The organism is Allobosea sp. P4_C6, assembly GCF_056402015.1.
The window spans coordinates 157,267-175,928 of record NZ_JBFUIF010000007.1; the positions used below are offsets into that span (position 1 = coordinate 157,267).

Below are 18,662 nucleotides of genomic sequence, written 5' to 3' on the forward strand. Positions count from 1 at the left end.
ATTTGGGCGAGCAATGGCTGATATCCCGAATCCGACAGGTCGAATGCCATGACTGCTCATCAGCGCCCGCAAGCCATCGATCCCGCCAAGCTCGACAAGCTGGCCGAGGTCGCCATCCGCGTGGGCTTGAACCTCCAGCCGGGGCAGGACCTGTTCCTGACGGCGCCGGTCGCGGCGCTGCCGTTGGTCCGGCGCATCGCCGAGCACGCCTACAAGGCCGGCGCCGGCATCGTGACGCCGATGCTCGCCGACGAGGAGATCACGCTCGCCCGCTATCGCTATGCCCCCGATGCGAGCTTCGACAAGGCGCCGGGCTGGCTCTATGAGGGCGTCGCCAAGGCCTTCTCCGCGAATACCGCCCGTCTCGCCGTGGTCGGCGACAATCCGATGCTGCTGGCGAACGAGGACCCGGCCAAGGTCGGGCGCGCCAGCAAGGCCAATTCCGTGGCCTACCAGCCGGCGCTGGAGAAGATCGCGGGCTTCGACATCAACTGGAACATCCTCGCCTATCCCAGCGCGGCCTGGGCGAAGCAGGTGTTCCCGGATGATGTGGAGGAAGTCGCTGTCGGCAAGCTGGCCGAAGCGATCTTCGCGGCGTCGCGGATCAACGAGGCCGACCCGGTCGCGGCCTGGGCGGCGCATAACGCGGCGCTGCGCACGCGCCGCGATTGGCTGAACGGCCAGCGCTTCGCCTCGCTGCACTTCACCGGGCCCGGCACCGATCTCGTCGTGGGTCTCGCGGACGGGCATGACTGGCAGGGCGGCGCCTCGCCGGCCAAGAACGGCGTCGTCTGCAATCCCAATATCCCGACCGAAGAGGTCTTTACCACGCCGCATGCGCGCCGGGTCGACGGCCATGTCTCAAGCACCAAGCCGCTTTCCTATCAGGGCTCGCTGATCGACGGGATTCAGGTGCGCTTCGAGGGCGGGCGGATCGTCGAGGCCAAGGCCTCGCGCGGCGAAGCGGTGCTGAACAAGGTGCTCGACACCGACGGGGGCTCGCGCCGGCTCGGCGAAGTCGCGCTGGTGCCGCATTCCTCGCCGATCTCGAAGAGCGGCATCCTGTTCTACAACACGCTCTTCGACGAGAACGCCTCCTGCCACATCGCGCTCGGCCAGTGCTATTCGAAATGCTTCGTCGACGGCGCCAACCTGACGCCGGAGCAGATCGCGGCGCAGGGCGGCAACAAGAGCCTGATCCATATCGACTGGATGATCGGCTCGGGCGAGGTCGATATCGACGGCGTCCATGCCGACGGGCGCCGCGTGCCGGTGTTCCGCAAGGGCGAATGGGCCTGAGCCGCCCGAGCCGTCATGCCCGGGCTTGACCCGGGCATCTCAGGACCAGAAGGCGCCTTTTCCGGCATGAGATTCTCGGGTCCGCGCTTCGCTTCGCCCGAGAATGACGTCGAAGGTTTTCGGCTCAGGCCGAATTCTCGTGCAGCCAGTCACCCAGCGATGGACGATAATGCCCGGCCCGCCCGGTGGTGGCGGGTGCGGCGGCCATCGCGTTGAGCACGGCTTCCTGCGTCGCCTCGGCGGCGGCGCGGAAGAGCGTGTCGATGCGGTTCTCGTTGAGGGCGCGCAGCGATACGAGATCGCCCGGCTGATCGTGGTCGATCGGATCGGCGGTTGTGAAGGCGACGGCGATGTCGCCGCTGCCATTGCCCCAGAAGGCGCCGAGCCGGGCGAGGCCGGCGCCACCGCGCCTTGCAATTCGTTGAAGCTGTCGTGATTCCAGCGGCACGTCGGTCGCGATGATCAGGATCACCGAGCCACGCTCAGCTTGCAGGTTCACCTCTGGCGGAACTGGGCGGCGGCCATCGGGTAGGACGAGGTCGCCGGCATTGCCGAAATTCGCCAGCGCCAGCACGCCGAGCGTGTGATCGGCGCTGTCCAGAGTAAAGCGGCGCGAGGCCGTGCCGATGCCGCCTTTGAAGCCAAAGGCGCTCATGCCGGTGCCGGCGCCGACGGCGCCCTCCGCGACGGAGCCTGATGTGGCGGCATCGAGCGCGGCGAAGGCGTGGGCCTCGGTCAGCGCGCGGCCGCGGATGTCGGAGAGATAACCGTCATTGCATTCGAGCACGAGCGGATTGACCGTGCCGGTCTCGCGACCGATGTCGGGATTGGCCGCGAGTGCGCGCGTCACCAGCGCGTCGAAGCCTGTGCCGACCGCCAGCGTGTTGCAGAGCAGGAGCGGCGTTTCGATCTGGCCGAGCTCGGCGAGCTGCATCAGCCCGGCGCTCTTGCCGAAGCCGTTGATGACATCGACCGCAGCGCGGACCTTGCGGCGGAAGAGGTTGCCATCATGCGGCAGCAAGGCCGTGAAACCGGTGAGGATATCGCCTTCATGCAAGGTGCGGTGGCCGATCTTCACGCCGGGCACATCGGTGATCGCGTTGAGCGGGCCGGGCTGCATGATGCCGCAGGTGATGCCGAAGTCGCGCAGGCGCTGAGTCATGGTGCCGGGTCTCGATGAGCGTGCCGCGGGAATAGCATGGACGCCTGCCGGCACAAGCGCGGGGCGCAGAGCTCGATCGAACGTCCAAGCTCCATGTGCGTTTGAAAGGGATGAGCGCCAGCTCGTTAGCCGCAGCCGAACCAGGGAGTGCGCCATGCCCGATCCGTTCCAGTTGCAGCGCTTCCGCGATGGGCAGGAGGATGTCTGGTGCTGGCCCATGAAGGGCGAAGCGCCCATGCCATCTTCGGTTCGCCCGATGATATGAAGCTGCGCTCCTCGATGACGCTCTTCGATGCCGCGAGCGCAGAAGGCGACAACCTGTATCGCGCGGTGCTGCGGGGTTTCTTCGACGGTGTGCCCGATCCACGCACGCTGGAGCTGATCGGGAAAGACTAGCCCCTCAGCGCGGCAGCTTCGTCCCGAAACCCTGAGCACGGGCCTTCGTGACGACGAGATGGGCAAGGGCGAGATCGGCGAGAGCGACGCCGCGGAAGGCGAAGAAGGAGCGGCCGCCCGAGGCCGTCGGATGCGGGCCTGCGGCCAGCTCGATCAGATCGTACTGGAAGGCGACCGTCGTGACCGGGTTGCCGTCGGCGCCATAGGGCGCATGAGACTGTTCGAGGCTGTCGGTGGCGAGCACGTCGAAGGCCGGCAGCGCCTCGGGCTTCCAGCTCCGGCCGGTGTCGACAGCCGCCGCGAAGGCCACAGGTTTCATGCTGTTTGCATCGAGGAAGGGCGCCATGCCCGCCATACCCGGCACCATCGAGATTACGATGTCGCTGCGCGACAGCAGCGCCTCGGCATCATCCAGGACCTGCGCCGAGAGTCCGGCGGCCTGTGCGGCTTCGGCGAGTCGCTCTGCCGAGGCGCGGCTGCGGCTGAGCATCAGGGCGGTCGTCAGGCCGGGATAGAGATCGCGGAAGGCGGCGAGATGGGCGTGGGCCTGCAAGCCGCAACCGACGAAGCCGATGGTCTGCGGCGCGGCAGGCGCCAGGCGCGAGGCGGCAGCGGCGCTGATCGCCGCCGTGCGGATCAGGGTGATCTCGTCGCCGTCCATCACGGCCATCGGCAGGCCCGTCGCATAGTCGCTGACGCAGATCAGCGCGCTGACGGCCGGAAGCGGCGAGCCGGCGGCCACCGGCGCCATCGCCACCCATTTCATCGCGGCGATCCCCTGAGCGGAGGACGCCGCCGTCATCGCCTGGAAGCCATGGCCCGGCCCGAGCGAGAGCGTATTCTTCGGCAGGCTGCGGTTCAGCCCGGCGGCATGGTCGCGAAAGCCCTGCAGCACGGCCTCGCGCGCCTCGCCGGGCGAAATGGCCAGCGCCCGGATGTCGCCGCGCGAGAGGTAGAGCAGCGTATCGCTCATCCGGTGAACTCCGTGGCGGCAAGGCAGGCGTGTGCGCCCGGGACTGGCGAGGAGGCCGGGATACAGCCAAGCCCGGCCGGCGTCGAGGCATGCCGACACTCCGCAGGCAGGCACGCAGCCGAGCCGGTCACCGGATTGACATCTTCAGTAACCTGCGTATTGTTCCTTTTATTGCAACTCAAGTTCCATTTAATGGAACTTTACCGGTGACCGCGATGTCCATCCTGTCGTCGGCCGTGGATGTTCTCCGTTGCTTCTCCAGCACGCGTCACGACGTGACCGTGACCGACCTCGTTTCGCTTCTGGGCATGCCGAAGAGCAACGCATCCCGTCTGCTGCGGGCGATGCGCGACGAGGGGCTTCTGGAGACAGTCGGTGACAGCAAGCGCTACCGGCCGTCGCTGCTACTCAACCAGGTCGGTCATCTCTACCGCTTCGCCGCCTCGCTGATCGACCGGGCCGACACCGTCGTCGGTCGCATCTCCGACCAGATCGGCCATACCGGCTATATCAGCGTCCGGCGCGGTAACGAGATCGTCGGGGTAACCGCCCATCCGGGGCGCCACGCGCTCAGGGTCGTCACCGCGATCGGCGATCGTCTTCCTGCCTTCGCCTCCAGCACCGGTCGTGCCCTGCTCGCGCGGCTCACGGATGGCGAGGTCCGCGCACTCTATCCCGACGGCCTCACCGCGCCGTCCGAGACCGCGCCGCAGGACATCGAAGAGCTGCTGGCCCGCCTCGCGATTGTTCGGAGTGCCGGCTTCGCCGAATCCCATGATGAGGCGGTGCGCGGGGTGCGCGCGATCTCGGTCGCGGTCGGCGATCCCGCCACCGGCGACGAGGTTGCGATCTGCATTTCCTTCCCGGCCGCGACCGTCGAGCCGGCCGAGCGCCTCGCCATCATCCGTTCGCTGGGGGAGGGCGCCGCCGAGATCGCGGCCCTGACCCAGGACAAGCGCTTCACACCCTTGAATCTCTCAACCGCGGAGACCGCTCCATGAGCAATCGCTGGCGCATCGGCTTCGACATCGGCGGCACCTTCACCGATTTCATCCTCTATGACGGGCAGGAGCGCTCGGTTCGGCTCCATAAGCGCCTGACCACGCCGCACGATCCCTCGGAGGCCGCGCTGATCGGCCTCGGCGAACTCGTCGAGATGGCCGGCATCACGCTCGCCGATGTCGGCGACATCGTCCACGGCACGACGCTGGTCACCAATGCCGTGATCGAGCGCAAGGGCTCGAAGCTCGGGCTGATCACCACCAAGGGCTTCCGCGACATCCTCGAAATGGGGACCGAGCAGCGCTACGACATCTACGACCTGTTCCTGACCTTCCCCGACCCGCTGGTCTCGCGCGAACTGCGCCTCGAAGTAGCCGAGCGTATCGACCGCGACGGCAAGGTCGTGACCGCACTCGATGCGGAGGCCGTCCGCAAAGCAGCCCGCGAACTCGCCGCCGCCGGTTGCGAGGCGATCGCGGTCTGTTTCCTCAACAGCTACCGCAATCCGGCGCATGAGCAGGAAGCCGGCCGCATCGTCCGCGAGACCTGCCCCGAGCTCACCGTCTCGCTGTCGAGCGAGGTCGTCGCCGAGATCTGGGAATACCAGCGCTTCGTCACCACGGCGGCCAATGCCTATGTCCAGCCGTTGATGCGCCGCTACCTCCAGCGGCTGGAGCGCGAGCTTGCAGCCCGCTCCTTCGCCGGCGCGCTCAGGCTGATGCATTCGGCCGGTGGCCTCGTCTCGCCCGAGACGGCGCGCACCTTCCCGATCCGCCTGCTCGAAAGCGGCCCGGCCGGCGGCGGCCTCGCCACGGCGCTGTTCGGCGAGCTCGCCGGCCACAAGGACGTCATCTCCTTCGACATGGGCGGCACCACCGCCAAGGCCTGCATGATCGAGGACGGCCGCGCCGAGATCGCGCCGATGCTGGAGGCCGGCCGCGTCAACCGCTTCGCCAAGGGCTCGGGCCTGCCGATCAAGGCCCCGGTCATCGACATGATCGAGATCGGCGCCGGCGGCGGCTCGATCGCCGCGATCGACGAGGTCGGCCTGCTCAAGGTCGGCCCTCACTCGGCCGGCTCCGATCCGGGCCCGGCCTGCTACGGCATGGGCGGCGCGAAGCCGACCGTGACCGACGCCAATCTCGTACTCGGCTATTACGATCCGAGCTTCTTCCTGGGCGGGCGCATGGCGCTCGATCTGGAGGCGGCGCGCAAGGCCGTCGCCACGGTCGCCGAGCCGCTCGGGCTTTCGGTCGAGGAAGCCGCCTGGGGTATCCACAAGGTCGTGGTCGAGAGCATGGGCGCGGCCGCCCGCGTCCATCTCGTCGAGAAGGGCAAGGACCCCCGCCATTACGCCATGGTCGGCTTCGGCGGTGCCGGGCCGGCGCATGCCGTCGACGTCGCCCGCGTGCTCGGCGTCAAGCAGGTCATCATCCCGCCGGCCTCGGGCGCGGCTTCGGCGCTCGGCTTCCTCGCCGCGCCGCTTTCCTTCGACATGGTGCGCTCGCTGCCGGTCGAATTCTCCGAAGGCTTCGACGCCGCTGCGGTCAATGCGATGCTCGGCCAGCTCGAAGCCGAGGGTTGCAAGCACCTGATCGAGGCCGGGGTGAAGCCCGCCGACGTCACAGTCGAGCGCTCCGCCGATATGCGCCTCGTCGGCCAGATGCACGACATCGCCGTGCCGCTACCGGCAGGCACCATCGATGCGTCGAGCCTCGAAGCCATCCGCGCCGCCTTCGGCAAGGCCTATTCGGCCCGCTACACCTCGGTCTATGAGGGCGCCCGGCTGGAGGCGATCAACTTCCGCGTCCGCTGTGCCGGCCCGGTGCCGACCCTGTCGCTTTCCGGCGCTGCCGGCGGCGGCGACGCGGCCGCTAAGGTCAAGGGCACCCGCAAGGCCTGGTTCGAGGGCGGCTGGAGCGAGGCCACCGTCTATGACCGCTATGCGCTCCGTTCGGGCGACACCGTCAAGGGGCCGGCGATCATCGAGGAGCGCGAGGCGACCACGATCGTGCCGCCGGGCGACAGCGTCGCCATCGACGATGTGCTGAACCTCATCGTCCATGTCGGTCAGGCCAATGCGGTCGAGACCTCGATCACCGCGGACATGCCGCTGGCCGAAGCCGCGCGCCGGATCGAGGCCGATCCGATCTCGCTGGAGATCATGTGGAGCCGGATGATCAACGTCGTCGAGGAGATGTGGCTGACCGTCTGCCGCACCGCCTTCTCGCTGGTGATCTCGGAAGCGCAGGATTTCGCCTGCGAACTGCTCGATCCGGAGGGCGAGACGCTGGCGCATTCGCCCCGTGCCATGCCGGTGTTCAACCTGACCCTGCCCCGCGCGGTGAAGGCGCTGCTGGAGCGCTATCCGGCCGAGACGCTGCAGCCCGGCGACGTGCTGATCACCAACGATCCCTGGCTCTGCGCCGGCCATCTCTTCGACATCGCGGTGGTGACGCCGGTCTTCCTCGGCGACCGCGTCGTCGGGCTGATGGGCACCGTCGGCCATGTCTCCGACATTGGCGGCACCAAGGATTCGCTGCGGGCCCGCGAGATCTACGAGGAAGGCTTCCAGATCCCGCCGATGAAGCTCTACGAAGCCGGGAAGATCAACGAGACGCTGGTGCGCCTGCTGGCCGAGAACGTGCGCAATTCCGAGCAGGTGCTCGGCGATCTCCACTCCTTCGTCGCGGCCAATGCCATCGGCGCCGAGCGTCTGCAGTCCTTCCTCGGCGACTACGGCATGCAGGATCTGCGGGCGCTCGCCCATGTCGTGCAGAGCCGTTCCGAGAAGGCGATGCGCGAGGCCATTCGCGCGCTGCCTGACGGCACCTATCACGGCACGGTCTCGAACAACCCGTTGGGCACGCCGATGACCTATCCGCTGGCGCTGACGGTGAAGGGCGACACCATCCATCTCGACTTCGCGGGCGCGCCGCCGCAGCTGCCGCAGGGCGGGCTGAATTGCACGCTGAACTACACGATGGCGCATGCGACCTACCCGTTGAAATGCATGCTGACGCCGGGCGTGCGCGGCAATGCCGGCTGCTATCGCGCCTTCTCGATCGATGCGCCGAAGGGCTCGATCCTGAACTGCGACAAGCCATTGGCGGTGAACCTGCGCACCCGCACCGGCTGGTATCTGGCGCCGAACATCTTCCGCGCGCTCTCCAAGGCAGCGCCGAAGCAGGTCCAGGCCTTCACCGGCCTGCCGGTGGCGGCGAGCGTCTATGGCCGCGACCACGCCGGCGACACCTATTCCGACATGCTCTTCGTCGGCGGCGGCCAGGGCGGCTCGGCCCATGGCGACGGCAAGTCGGGCCTGCTCTACCCGACCTCGGCGGCCAACACCTCGATCGAGACCTTCGAATCGCGCGTGCCGGTGCTGGTGGTCGAGAAGACCTATCTCACCGACTCAGGCGGCGCCGGCCAGCATCGCGGCGGCCTCGGCCAGCGCGTGCGACTGCGCAAGCTTTCCGACGACGGCCTGCCGACGCTGGTCTCGCTCTATCCGGAAGGCGTCAACAACCCGATCCCGGGCCTGTTCGGCGGCAAGGCCGGAGGCAGCGCCTCGGGCCGGGTCATCGACGAGCAGGGCCATGTGCTGAAGGACGTCGGGACCGGCGAGCTGGTCCAGGTCAAGCGGCCGCATGAGATCGTCGAGCTCGTGCTCGCCGGTGGTGCTGGATACGGGGCCGCTTCGGAGCGCTCACGAGAGGCGATCGCCCGCGACATCGCGCTCGGTCTCGTTTCGCCGGAAGCCGCCAAGCGCGACTACGGCGTGCAGGGGGCGCATGCCACGCAGGACGTGGGCGAGGCCAAGGCCGGCATCCTGGTTGCCTGACGGCAAGGATCGAAACGCAAACAGCCCGTAAGGGGCGAATAGGGGACTGAGGCATGAACAATCCGACTGAAGGGGTGCCTCAGCGGCACCCCAGCCTGTTCGAACCGGCGACGCTGCTGCTCATCGCGATTCTCTGCGTCTTCGGTGCGATCATCGGCATGCAGCTGCTGGTGTCGCTCGGCATCACCGCGAACACCTCGCTGATCGGCGCACTTGCTGCCATGGCGCTGGCGCGCGTGCCGCTTGCCGCCTTCACGCGCTACCGCTCGATCCATGTGCAGAACCTGGCCCAGAGCGCGATCTCCTCGGCCACCTTCGGCGCGGCGAACAGCCTGCTCCTGCCGGTCGGTATTCCCTGGCTGCTCGGCCGGCCGGACCTCGTGCTGCCGATGCTGGCGGGCGCCTTCTTCGCGATGCTGCTCGACGCCTATCTGCTCTACCGGATGTTCGATTCCCGCGTCTTCCCCGCGACGGGCGCCTGGCCGCCGGGCGTCGCTGCCGCCGAGGCGATCAAGGCCGGCGATGAGGGTGGACGCAAGGCAGTGCTGATGGGAGTCGGCTTCGGCACCGGCATCCTCGTCTCATTCGTCAAGATTCCGTTGGCCTGGATCGGCTTCGCCGGCTCGGCCGCCGTCTCGGGCATCCCGATGTCGGCCTTCGGCGTCGCCTTCATCGGCAATATCTGGGCGCTGCTGATGTTCGGCATCGGCCTCCTGCTGCGCGGCTATTCCGGCCAGCTCTTCGGCGGGCCACTCTTCGAGACCATCATTCCCAAGGGCGACCTGATGGCCGCCTATATCCCGCACGGCTTCATGATCGGCGCCGGCCTCGTCGCGCTGCTGCAGGTCGCGCTGCTGCTGTTCCGGCGGGCGGAACCGACCAAGCCGGGCGAGGTGGGCGCAGGCGTCTCCGATGCCGAAGTGAAGCGGGCGCTCGGGCTGGGCACCGTCGGCTATCTCGTCATCGCGGTGTTCATCGCGCTGGTCGGCGGGCTGATGAGTGACATGTCGATCGGCATGCTCATCCTGTTCGTGCTCTATGCCGCCTTCGCCGCCTATGTGCATGAGCTGATCGTCGGCCTAGCCGCGATGCATTCCGGCTGGTTCCCGGCTTTCGCGGTCGCACTGATCACGCTGATCATCGGCATGTTGATCGGCTTTCCGATGCCGGCGCTGGCTCTGCTGGTCGGCTTCTCCGCCGCGACCGGGCCCGCCTTCGCCGATATGGGCTATGATCTCAAGGCCGGCTACCTGCTGCGCGGCAACGGCGCCGATCCCGCCTTCGAGCGCGAAGGCCGCCGCCAGCAGCTCTTCGCCGCGATGTTCGCCTTCGTCATCGCCGGTGCGGTCGTCCTGTTCTCCTACCAGTCCTTCTTCGACCAGAACCTCGTCGCCCCCGTGAACAAGGTCTATGCCGCGACGATCAAGGCCGGCGTGGCGCCCGGCGTCGCCTGGCAGCTCCTCCTCTGGGCGATACCCGGCGCGATCCTGCAATTCATCGGGGGGCCGAAGCGGCAGATCGGCGTGCTCTTTGCCACCGGCCTGCTGATCAACTTCCCGATGGCGGGCTGGGCGGTGCTGGCCGGCATCCTCTGCCGGGTCATCTGGGAGAAGCTGCGCGGCGCGAGCGGCGAGGGCGACATGGAGGTCTTTGCCGCCGGCGTCATCGCGGGCGATGCGATCTTCTCGTTCTTCGACTCCGTCTCGAAGAACTTCTGGAAGCGCTGAACAAGTTGGACCTGGGCGGAAAGCCACCCGGGTCCTTCGCTTTTATGGAGGACGGGATCATGAGCAAGCTGGGAACCCTCACGATCGGCCAGGCGCCACGCGCCGACATCACGCCGATCCTCGACGCGGTGATCGGCGCGAGTGTGCCACAGCGCCATGCCGGCGTTCTCGACGGCCTGAGCCGCATCAAGATCGAACGGGATTTCGCAACGGAGCCGGGCCAGCCAGTGCTGATCACCAAGCTCCTCGACGGCAGCGCGGTCGTCATCGACCGCGCCCGAACGGAAGCTGCGGCACAGCACAAGCTCGCCATGCTCGAGGCCGAGGGCTGCAGCACCATCCTGATGCTCTGCACCGGCCATTTTGCGAGCCTGTCGACTGAGAAGGCGCGCCTCGTCGAACCCGACCGCATCCTGCCGCCGGCCGTGGCGGCACTGACGCAGGGCGCGCAGCTCGGCATCATCGTGCCGCTGGCCGAGCAGATTTCCTCGGAGGCCGGCAAATGGGCGCCGCTCGGCCGCGCGCCGCTCTATGCCGCGGCGTCGCCCTATGGTGGTGCGGGCGTTTCGATCGCGGAGGCTGCGCGGGAGCTGGCCGGACGCGGCGCGCAAATCCTGCTGATGGACTGCATGGGCTTCGTGGAGAGACATCGCCGCGAGGCGGCGGAAGCCGGCTTGCCGGTCATCCTCTCCAACGGCATGATCGCAAAGCTGGTTTCCGAGATCGTCTGACGGCGGGCTGCATCCGCCGAAACGGAAAAGGCCGCCCTTGAGGCGGCCTTTGTGCTTGTCCGGATGGAGCGGGGTTTATTTCGGCGCGAAGATGCCGACGCTGCTGGCGGTGATGTCGAAGGAGAGCGTTCCGACGACAGCCGCACCGCACCAGTTCGAACGACCCGTGCCGTTGGAGATTCCGCGCGGATCGGCGGTCAGCAGGAAGCACTCGCTCTTCGACAGGGTGGTGTCGTGGTAGCGCAGGTCGGCGGTGACGTTCTTCCAGGTGTAGGAGACGCCGGCGTTCCAGTAGCTGTAATCGGGCAGATTGGTCGGCGGCACGGTCGACCAGATGGCGAGGTTGGTGGTGCCGAGCCAGTAGTGGCCGAACTCACCGGAGACCGAGAGACCTTCCAGGAAGGGCAGGTTGTACTTCGCCGTCACCGAGGCGTAGGTGCCGCTCGCGCCGGTGCCGAGCCAGTCCCAGGCGTAGAAGACGTTGCCGCCCACCGTCAGGCTTTCGGCGAAGGTGTAGGAGACCTTGCCGTAGACCTCGGTGAAGTCAGTGTTCTTCGGTGTCCAGAACACGCCGGCAGCGTCGATCAGCTGCTTCTCGCTGGGGTAGTAGTACTGCCAGACACCGAAATCGAAGGCGAGATCGCCGAATTTCGGGCGGACACCGGCATAAAAGTCGATCTCGGCATCGGGCCTGGTGGCCAGGTCGACGCTCGATCCGTAGACGCCGAGATAGAACATGTTGTTGTAGATCTGCAGCTCGGCGCCGCCCTGAATCGCCGGCTTGCGGTCCGTTTGCGAGATGCCGCGGAAATTATAATCGGTCATGCCCTTCACGCTGACCGCGATATCGAACCAGGTGATCGCGGGGACGACGGGCGCGGGCGGCGGCCCTTTCTTGCTCGGCAGGTCGGAGGCCTGCGCCGCGCCGACGGCGGCAGCCAAAGCCAGTCCCATAATCGAGGAACGGAAAAGATCGGACATCTACGGAAACCCTCGCCGCGCGTTGATTTGCGCTGTCGCACCATGAAACGGGCGAGCCCGGCTTGGCGGCAAGACGAGGTTTTGGGCGCTCCGCTCACGGAAAAAGCAAAAGACCTCCCAGGGGGAGGTCTTCGCGCCTGCAAAACAGGCAGTCTCGCTTATCTGTCCGGCTGTTGCATTTGCGTCACGACGTGACGGCGGCCGGGCAGGGCCTCAACGCATCGCCGGCTGGCTCGCATAGCCCGCCGTCGACTGGTCGAGGCTCGACGTTTTCAGCCCGTTGGCGCGGCGGGGCGGCAGCGGCGCGCTGGTGGCGGCCGGTGTCGCGGGCGCGACGGACGCGACCGGAGCGCTGGCCACGCCTTGATCGGCCGTGGCGCTGGAACCGCCGCCGAAGACCGGCATGAAGCTGAGGGCGCGCTGCAGCAGAGGCTTCTCCTCGGTCGGCGCGACCGGGTTCGAGGCCGCGCTCGCGAGCACCGGCGCCTGCAGGGCGTTGCCGGGTGCGACCTTGGCGAGCTGGGTAGCGGCCGGGGCTGCCGCCGGGCGCGGTGCGGCGGCCGGCTTCGCCTCGACCTTGGCAGCGTCGGGCTTTGCAGCTTCTTCCGCAGGGGCTGCGGCGATCGCGGCGAGAACGGCGTCGTTATCGGCCGAAGCGGCGCGGACGGTCGCCTTCGCCTTGCCCTTGTCGTCGAGGACGACGACCCGAGGACCGACCGACAGGGCATCGGCACGGCTGACGCCGACATCCTTCGAGGCCCAGGAAGCCGAGCGGTTGAGCGCGTCGGAGCCGCCGGTCATCAGCGCCTGCTTGAAGGAGGCGTGCTGGTCGCCATCGTCATAGATCAGCTTGATCGCCGGTGTGCCCTTGGCGACGAGCGAAGCGACCTGGATCTCGTCCCTCTGGCGCTTCTCGGCGACGGCTGCCGGGGTCGAGCCGCCGTTGAAGACATAGCGGCCGCCGACAACGGAGACCGCGGGCTCGTCCTTGGCGACCTCGAAATAGTCGGTGCCTTCCTTCAGGTTCTTCCAGAAGGCGATGTTCGGGTCGAGGCGGTGCTTGGCCAGGTTTTCCGGCGTCATCCGGAACGGAAGGGCCTGCATCTGCACGGCGCGCTGGCCGGCATTCTGGGCCTCGCGCACCAGCGCATAGATCTCGCCGATCTGGTCGTCGGTCATCGAATAGCAGCCGGCCGAGGAGCAGGCGCCATGGACCATCAGATGGGCGCCGGTGCGATTATGAGCCCGGTCATAGGCGTTGGGATAGCCCATGTTGAACGAGACGTAATAGGACGAGTTCGGGTTCATCTGCTGGGGAGCGATGGCATAGAACCCTTCCGGCGCCATGCGATCGCCCTCGCGGACCTTCGGGCCGAGCTGGCCGGACCAGCGGCACATCGGGAAGGTCTTGAGCAGGGTGTACTGACCGTCGGCCTTGCGCTTCCAGACCTCGAGCTCCGACTCCTTCTTGTAGGAGCGGATCAGGATCGGCTGGTCCTTGCTCATGCCCTTCTCGGACATCAGCGCATAGGTCGCGCTCGGAATCGGAATGTTGTGGCGCGCGGCGCCGCGATAGCGGTCCTCCTCGCAGGCCGCCACGGTCAATGCAACAAAAGCCACGAGTGCGAGTTGCTTGAGTGCCACGTCGTCAATCCCTCGAACGGCAGGCCGGGGTGCGACCTGTGACTTCGCAAGACGGCCAAATTGTGCCCGTCGACTCGTTGTAGAAGCGTTAGGCTTGAGGGTTCCTTACCATAGGCAGGGTGAGTCTGGCCACATGGTCAACGGCCGGTAAAGAAGCCTCGCCTTCGCTGGTGCGAGATATCTAGCTCCGATGTTGCCTAGAGATTGCGCCCGATCGCGAGGAATTTCTCCGCCCGCTTGGCGACGATATCCTCGGCTCCGAGACCGGCGAGATCGCCGAGCGCGGCGGCGATGGCATCGCCCGCGCGGCTGATCGCGGCCTGGGCGTCGCGGTGGGCGCCGCCGGTCGGCTCCTGCACGATCCGGTCGATGACCCCGAACTTCAGCAGGTCCTGCGCCGTGATCTTCATGCCGGTGGCCGCGTCCTGCGCCCGCGCCGTATCACGCCAGAGGATCGATGCCGCGCCTTCGGGCGAGATCACCGAATAGATCGCATGCTCCAGCATCAGCACGCGGCTGGCGGCGGCGATGGCGATGGCGCCGCCGGAGCCGCCCTCGCCGATGACGAGCGCGACGCTCGGGCTGCGCAGCCCGAGCCAGGCCTCCGTCGAGCGGGCGATAGCCTCGGCCTGGCCACGCTCCTCGGCTTCGATGCCGGGATAGGCGCCGGCGGTATCGACGAAGCTCAGGACCGGGAGGCCGAAGCGGTCGGCCAGCTCCGCGAGGCGCACGGCCTTGCGATAGCCCTCGGGCTTGGGCATGCCGAAATTGTGCCGGATGCGGGTCTCGGTCGAATCGCCCTTCTCCTGGCCGATGACGCAGACCGGCTCGCCGCGGAAGCGGCCGAAGCCGCCGATGATGGCCTCGTCCTCGCCGAAGGCGCGGTCGCCGGCGAGCGGGGTGAATTCCGCGATCAGCCCGGCGCAGTAATCCTTGAAATGCGGACGCTGCGGATGGCGCGCCACGAGCGTCTTCTGCCAGGGCGTCAGCGCCGCATAGATGTCCTTCAGCGTCTGGCTAGCCTTGGCGTCGAGCTTGCCGATCTCTTCCGACAGGGAAATGCCGTCGCCGCGGGCCTCGAGGGCCCGCAATTCATCCGACTTCGCCTCCAGCTCGGCGACCGGTTTCTCGAAATCCAGATAGCTACGCATCGTGATCCAGTTCAGAATCCGCGCGAAAATCGGGCGGAACGGCGGTTTAGGGCAAAACCGGCATGAAAGGCGGCGGACCTTGGCCGCGCCCCGGCGAAATTGTCAACCCGTCCGCGCCGTCTCCGGCGGGTTTGCCTCGCGGGGCGTCGGCGTCGGTTGCGGCAGCAGGACCGGTCTCAATGCGAAGCTGCGCCGCGTCGCGCGCAAGGGCGCGCGCCGGTAGAACTGCTTGGTGGCATCGATGACGTGGACGCCGGCGAAGGGCAGCGACAGGCCGGCACCGATCTGCTCCCAGATCGGTGCCGAGCGCATCAGCAGACGCCTGTGCAGCGGCGGGACGTAGAGCGCCTCGACCCAGTGCTCCGGCGAGAACTCGGCGGCGCGCATGAGGGCGCCGAGCTGGCGGCGGCTGAAGGGCCGGCCCTGCCCGAAGGGCGTGCCGTCCATCCGGGCCCAGAGCCCCCGCCGGTTCGGCACGACGAGGATCATGCGCCCGCCGGGGTTGAGGACGCGCGAGACCTCCTCAAGCAGGTCGTCGGGGCTTTCGGTCTCCTCCAGTGCGTGCACGAGCACGACCCGGTCGATCGAGGCCGTCGGCAGCGGCAGCAGGGTGGGCTCGACCAGCGCCGAGGCCGTGAGGCCGGGCGAGGGCCAGTTCACCACGCCCTGCGCGGCCGGCATGAAGGCGATGGTGCGCTCGGCCTGCAGGCCGAGCACGGAGAGATAAGGCGTCGAATATCCGAGGCCGAGCAGGCGTTGGCGCGCGCAGTCGGGCCAGAAACGAAGCATCGCCCGGCCGATGAAGCGCCGGGCCACATGGCCGAGCGGGCTGGCATAGAAGGCGCGCAGGTCGACGACGTCGAGAGGCATGGCGCCTGACATGGAGCGCTGAAGCGCCGAACGCAAGGGAATGTCCGCAGAGATCGCCCGCACAGACCGCCCGCACTTGCCGTCCGCTCTTGCCGCAACCACCGGCTGCGCCTGCGGTGGGTTGATCGAGCGCCGGGCATGGCCCATGCAGGGGGCCGATCGTCCGTTCGACCCGATGGGTCGACCCTGCCGGAGGAAGCCATGCCGCTCGACCTTCACGTCTTTCGCACGCTCAGCGACAATGCCGGGGCGCTGCTCCACGATCCCGCGACGGGAGCCTGCGCGGCGATCGACGTGCCCGATGCCGGCGAGATGATGGCGGCCGCCCGGGAGAAGGGCTGGACGATCAGCGACATCTTCATCACCCATGCCCATCACGACCACACACAGGGCGTCGACGAGGTGAAGCAGGCGACCGGAGCCACCGTCGTCGGACCGGCCGATGCCCGCGCCAGCGCGCCGCTCGACAAGGTGATCGGCGAGGGCGACAGCGTCTCGCTCGGTGGCGAGCGCTTCGAGATCTGGCATACGCCCGGCCATTCCGACGGCCATCTCAGCTATGTCGGGCGTGGAGCGAAGCTTGCGCTCGTCGGCGACGTCGTCTTCGTCATGGGCTGCGGGCGCGTCCAGCCGGGCCAGATGGGGCGGATGTGGACCTCGCTGTCGCGGCTCATGGAGCTGCCGGGCGACACCCGGCTGCTCGGCGGCCATGACTACACCCTCGCCAATGCCCGCTTCGCCCGCTCGGTCGATCCCGCCAACGCCGCGCTCGCCGCCCGCTTCGCCGAAGCCGAGACGGCCAAGGCGGAAGGCCGCTTCTGGGCCCTGACCACGGTCGGGGAAGAGCAGGCGACCAATCCGTTCTTCCGTGCCGGAGAGGGCGCGTTGGCCGCTGCGGTGGGGCTCGTCGGCGCTCCGGCCGACAAGGTCTTCACGGCATTGCGCGAAGCCAAGAACCGGTTCTGACCATGACGATGCGGCTCGACGGCCTGACGGCGGCCGAGGTGATCCGGCTGCTCGAGCTCAAGCCCCATCCCGAGGGCGGCCACTACCGCGAAACCTTCCGCGATCCGGCCGGGCCGGAGGGACGCGGCTTCTCGACCGCGATCTATTATCTGCTCGATACCGGCGAGACCTCGGAGTGGCATCGCGTCGATGCCGCCGAGATCTGGCATCATTATGCCGGCGCGCCGCTGGTCATCACCGTATCGCCCAATGGTCATGACGCCGCGGCCCATCATGTCGGGACCGATCTCGCCGCCGGGCAGCGGCCGCAATTCGTGGTGCCGGCCGGCTGGTGGCAGAGCGCGACCTCGCTCGGCGCCTGGACGCTGGTGGGTTGCACGGTCGCGCCGGGGTTCGAATTCAAGGGCTTCGAGATGGCGCCGCCGGGCTGGCGGCCGACGCCGCGCAAGCCGATGGGGGGATGACATGCTGATGAAGACCGAAGACAGCGCGCTTGTGCTCGGATGCGAGCGGCGGATCATCAATGCCTGGCCGGCGCTGTCGACGCTCATCGTCGGCGACTGGGTGTTGCGCTTCGCCAATGGCTATTCCGGCCGGGCCAACGCGGCGACGCCTCTCGTCTATGGCGCCGAACTCGATGCCGACATGCTCGACCTGATCGAGGAGCTCTATCGTGCCGACGGGCTGGTGCCGAGCATCAGGCTGACTCCGCTCGTTTCCGAGACAACGCGCGCCGCCGTTCTGGAGCGCGGCTATCGCGTCAAGGACAAGTCCTTCGGCCAGATCGCGCCGCTTGCCGATGTCGCGCCGTCCGAGGAGGCCGAACTGCAGATCGAGGCGCGGCCGAGCCTGGAATGGCTCACCGGCGTCGCGGCGCTGCAGAGCGGCAACAAGACCCATGTCGCCAATCTGGCGGCGATCGTCGAGAAGGTCAGGCTTCCCGCGGCCTTCGCCACCTGGCTGGTCGAGGGCGAGGCGGTGGCCTTCGGCATGGGCGTGGCCGAGCGCGGTATGGCGGAGATCGGTCTGATCTGCGTCGATCCCGACCATCGCGGCCATGGTTATGGCCGCAGGATCGTGCAGGGGCTGATGGGCTGGGCCGGCGCGATGGGCTGCGCCGACGCCTTCCTGCAGGTGGAACAAGGCAATGCGGTCGCGATCAACCTCTACGGCAGCCTCGGCTTCCGCCAGCTTTACCAGTACGAGACGCGCATTCTCGATTGACGGCGTCATTCTCGGGCTTGAGAATCTCAGGCCGGAAGAGGCCCCGGCGCCCCTGCGTCACGAGATGCCCGGGTCAAGCCCGGGCATGACGAGGGTGAATTACCGCGTCAGCAGCGCAGTGCCGTAAAGCCCCAGGCTGAAGATGGTGTGGCTGACGATATTGAGCAGCCGGATCTGGCCGGCGTTCGGCCGGCGCGAGGCAGCGACGCCCATGCCCATGCCGGGCTGCAGGATGAACCAGCCGCAGCCGACCGTAGCCCAGCCGACGAGCAATGCCGGCAGCAAGGTCGGATTGCGCGCCCAGTCCCCGCCCCAGATGGCAAGCACGATGCCGGCGAAGAGGATGCCGACCAGATAGTGGCAGATCCAGCCGATCGCGAGCTCGCCCACCACGGGCTCGGATTTGGCGATGTCGTCATGCCACAGGCGCCCGCGCGGCAGATGGGCGAACCAGCGGCCCGGCATCGCCCAGTTCGGCTTCGGCAGGCCGAAAAGCCGCAGGAACTGCGCCCAGAGATCGGACAGCGCGGTCGCGCCGACGCCGATGACGACCATGCGAAAGATCAGATCCGACACGTTTCGTTCCCCCAGCCCGCTTCACGGCGGCCTCCCGTCCGTTGGAGCGGCGATTGCGACGGCGGTCAACAGCCTGGCCGGCCGGATCGCGCAGAGGCGCGCTGCATGCGGCGCAT

16 protein-coding genes are annotated in these 18,662 nt (G+C 67.8%); 9 read left to right on the forward strand and 7 right to left on the reverse strand.

Annotated features, from left to right (window positions below):
• Window positions 1-48 precede the first annotated feature (48 nt).
• On the forward strand, window positions 49-1,299 hold the full coding sequence (locus AC1DVA_RS07465; protein WP_476805523.1) for an aminopeptidase: 1,251 nt from the start codon (window positions 49-51) through the stop codon (window positions 1,297-1,299).
• 124 nt (window positions 1,300-1,423) lie between these two features.
• Here the strand turns inward: AC1DVA_RS07465 and AC1DVA_RS07470 are convergent, their stop codons facing one another.
• Complete coding sequence (locus AC1DVA_RS07470; protein ID WP_476805524.1) at window positions 1,424-2,461, reverse strand: DmpA family aminopeptidase; 1,038 nt, start codon at window positions 2,459-2,461, stop codon at window positions 1,424-1,426.
• A 207-nt stretch (window positions 2,462-2,668) separates the two neighbouring features.
• Between AC1DVA_RS07470 and AC1DVA_RS07475 the strand changes: the two genes are divergently transcribed.
• Window positions 2,669-2,857 (forward strand): DUF1810 family protein, encoded by a 189-nt coding sequence (locus AC1DVA_RS07475; protein WP_476805525.1) that lies wholly within the window; start codon window positions 2,669-2,671, stop codon window positions 2,855-2,857.
• Window positions 2,858-2,861: 4 nt separating this feature from the next.
• Here AC1DVA_RS07475 and AC1DVA_RS07480 read toward each other — a convergent pair whose 3' ends face one another.
• Window positions 2,862-3,830, reverse strand: coding sequence for an ornithine cyclodeaminase family protein (locus tag AC1DVA_RS07480; RefSeq protein WP_476805526.1), 969 nt, complete (start codon window positions 3,828-3,830; stop codon window positions 2,862-2,864).
• A gap of 89 nt (window positions 3,831-3,919) precedes the next feature.
• On the opposite strand from AC1DVA_RS07480, the gene AC1DVA_RS07485 reads away from it, so the two are divergent.
• The 4 genes from AC1DVA_RS07485 to AC1DVA_RS07500 are packed head-to-tail and all read left to right on the forward strand — an operon-like array spanning window position 3,920 to window position 11,134.
• Window positions 3,920-4,831: an IclR family transcriptional regulator gene (locus AC1DVA_RS07485; RefSeq protein WP_476805527.1), complete on the forward strand. Its 912-nt coding sequence runs from the start codon at window positions 3,920-3,922 to the stop codon at window positions 4,829-4,831.
• Entirely contained in the window at window positions 4,828-8,676 is a 3,849-nt protein-coding gene (locus AC1DVA_RS07490; RefSeq protein WP_476805528.1) for a hydantoinase B/oxoprolinase family protein, read from the forward strand. Before AC1DVA_RS07485 ends, AC1DVA_RS07490 begins: the two co-directional genes overlap by 4 nt.
• 53 nt (window positions 8,677-8,729) lie before the next feature.
• A complete protein-coding gene (locus AC1DVA_RS07495; protein ID WP_476805529.1) occupies window positions 8,730-10,403 on the forward strand; it encodes an OPT/YSL family transporter in 1,674 nt (557 codons plus the stop codon).
• A 59-nt stretch (window positions 10,404-10,462) separates the two neighbouring features.
• Window positions 10,463-11,134: an AroM family protein gene (locus AC1DVA_RS07500; RefSeq protein ID WP_265050682.1), complete on the forward strand. Its 672-nt coding sequence runs from the start codon at window positions 10,463-10,465 to the stop codon at window positions 11,132-11,134.
• Between the two features lie 75 nt (window positions 11,135-11,209).
• On the opposite strand, the gene AC1DVA_RS07505 is transcribed toward AC1DVA_RS07500, so the two are convergent.
• The 4 genes from AC1DVA_RS07505 to AC1DVA_RS07520 form a co-directional block, all read right to left on the reverse strand.
• Window positions 11,210-12,115, reverse strand: coding sequence for a TorF family putative porin (locus AC1DVA_RS07505; RefSeq protein ID WP_265050681.1), 906 nt, complete (start codon window positions 12,113-12,115; stop codon window positions 11,210-11,212).
• A gap of 213 nt (window positions 12,116-12,328) precedes the next feature.
• Window positions 12,329-13,759, reverse strand: coding sequence for a L,D-transpeptidase family protein (locus AC1DVA_RS07510; RefSeq protein WP_265050680.1), 1,431 nt, complete (start codon window positions 13,757-13,759; stop codon window positions 12,329-12,331).
• Window positions 13,760-13,956: 197 nt separating this feature from the next.
• Window positions 13,957-14,910 (reverse strand): acetyl-CoA carboxylase carboxyltransferase subunit alpha, encoded by a 954-nt coding sequence (locus tag AC1DVA_RS07515; protein WP_265050679.1) that lies wholly within the window; start codon window positions 14,908-14,910, stop codon window positions 13,957-13,959.
• 102 nt (window positions 14,911-15,012) lie between these two features.
• On the reverse strand, window positions 15,013-15,780 hold the full coding sequence (locus AC1DVA_RS07520) for a class I SAM-dependent methyltransferase (RefSeq protein ID WP_265054937.1): 768 nt from the start codon (window positions 15,778-15,780) through the stop codon (window positions 15,013-15,015).
• Window positions 15,781-15,981: 201 nt separating this feature from the next.
• On the opposite strand from AC1DVA_RS07520, the gene gloB reads away from it, so the two are divergent.
• The 3 genes from gloB to AC1DVA_RS07535 are packed head-to-tail and all read left to right on the forward strand — an operon-like array spanning window position 15,982 to window position 17,970.
• Window positions 15,982-16,746 (forward strand): hydroxyacylglutathione hydrolase, encoded by a 765-nt coding sequence (gene gloB / locus AC1DVA_RS07525; RefSeq protein ID WP_476805530.1) that lies wholly within the window; start codon window positions 15,982-15,984, stop codon window positions 16,744-16,746.
• A gap of 8 nt (window positions 16,747-16,754) precedes the next feature.
• The gene (locus AC1DVA_RS07530) at window positions 16,755-17,210 is read left to right on the forward strand and encodes a cupin domain-containing protein (protein ID WP_442865041.1); all 456 of its coding nucleotides are present in this window, start codon (window positions 16,755-16,757) and stop codon (window positions 17,208-17,210) included.
• A 7-nt stretch (window positions 17,211-17,217) separates the two neighbouring features.
• The gene (locus AC1DVA_RS07535; RefSeq protein ID WP_265050676.1) at window positions 17,218-17,970 is read left to right on the forward strand and encodes a GNAT family N-acetyltransferase; all 753 of its coding nucleotides are present in this window, start codon (window positions 17,218-17,220) and stop codon (window positions 17,968-17,970) included.
• Window positions 17,971-18,069: 99 nt separating this feature from the next.
• Here the strand turns inward: AC1DVA_RS07535 and AC1DVA_RS07540 are convergent, their stop codons facing one another.
• Complete coding sequence (locus AC1DVA_RS07540; RefSeq protein WP_442865040.1) at window positions 18,070-18,525, reverse strand: DUF2938 domain-containing protein; 456 nt, start codon at window positions 18,523-18,525, stop codon at window positions 18,070-18,072.
• Window positions 18,526-18,662: the final 137 nt, after the last annotated feature.

Bases quoted from the DNA above. Each gene is read 5' to 3' on its own strand.
- AC1DVA_RS07470 (WP_476805524.1), bottom strand. From the start codon at position 2,461: ATGACTCAGCGCCTGCGCGACTTCGGCATCACCTGCGGCATCATGCAG.
- AC1DVA_RS07535 (WP_265050676.1), top strand. From the start codon at position 17,218: ATGAAGACCGAAGACAGCGCGCTTGTGCTCGGATGCGAGCGGCGGATC.
- AC1DVA_RS07505 (WP_265050681.1), bottom strand. From the start codon at position 12,115: ATGTCCGATCTTTTCCGTTCCTCGATTATGGGACTGGCTTTGGCTGCC.
- AC1DVA_RS07480 (WP_476805526.1), bottom strand. From the start codon at position 3,830: ATGAGCGATACGCTGCTCTACCTCTCGCGCGGCGACATCCGGGCGCTG.
- AC1DVA_RS07520 (WP_265054937.1), bottom strand. From the start codon at position 15,780: ATGCCTCTCGACGTCGTCGACCTGCGCGCCTTCTATGCCAGCCCGCTC.
- AC1DVA_RS07485 (WP_476805527.1), top strand. From the start codon at position 3,920: ATGCCGACACTCCGCAGGCAGGCACGCAGCCGAGCCGGTCACCGGATT.
- AC1DVA_RS07490 (WP_476805528.1), top strand. From the start codon at position 4,828: ATGAGCAATCGCTGGCGCATCGGCTTCGACATCGGCGGCACCTTCACC.
- AC1DVA_RS07495 (WP_476805529.1), top strand. From the start codon at position 8,730: ATGAACAATCCGACTGAAGGGGTGCCTCAGCGGCACCCCAGCCTGTTC.
- gloB (WP_476805530.1), top strand. From the start codon at position 15,982: ATGCCGCTCGACCTTCACGTCTTTCGCACGCTCAGCGACAATGCCGGG.
- AC1DVA_RS07540 (WP_442865040.1), bottom strand. From the start codon at position 18,525: ATGGTCGTCATCGGCGTCGGCGCGACCGCGCTGTCCGATCTCTGGGCG.
- AC1DVA_RS07530 (WP_442865041.1), top strand. From the start codon at position 16,755: ATGCGGCTCGACGGCCTGACGGCGGCCGAGGTGATCCGGCTGCTCGAG.
- AC1DVA_RS07500 (WP_265050682.1), top strand. From the start codon at position 10,463: ATGAGCAAGCTGGGAACCCTCACGATCGGCCAGGCGCCACGCGCCGAC.
- AC1DVA_RS07465 (WP_476805523.1), top strand. From the start codon at position 49: ATGACTGCTCATCAGCGCCCGCAAGCCATCGATCCCGCCAAGCTCGAC.
- AC1DVA_RS07515 (WP_265050679.1), bottom strand. From the start codon at position 14,910: ATGCGTAGCTATCTGGATTTCGAGAAACCGGTCGCCGAGCTGGAGGCG.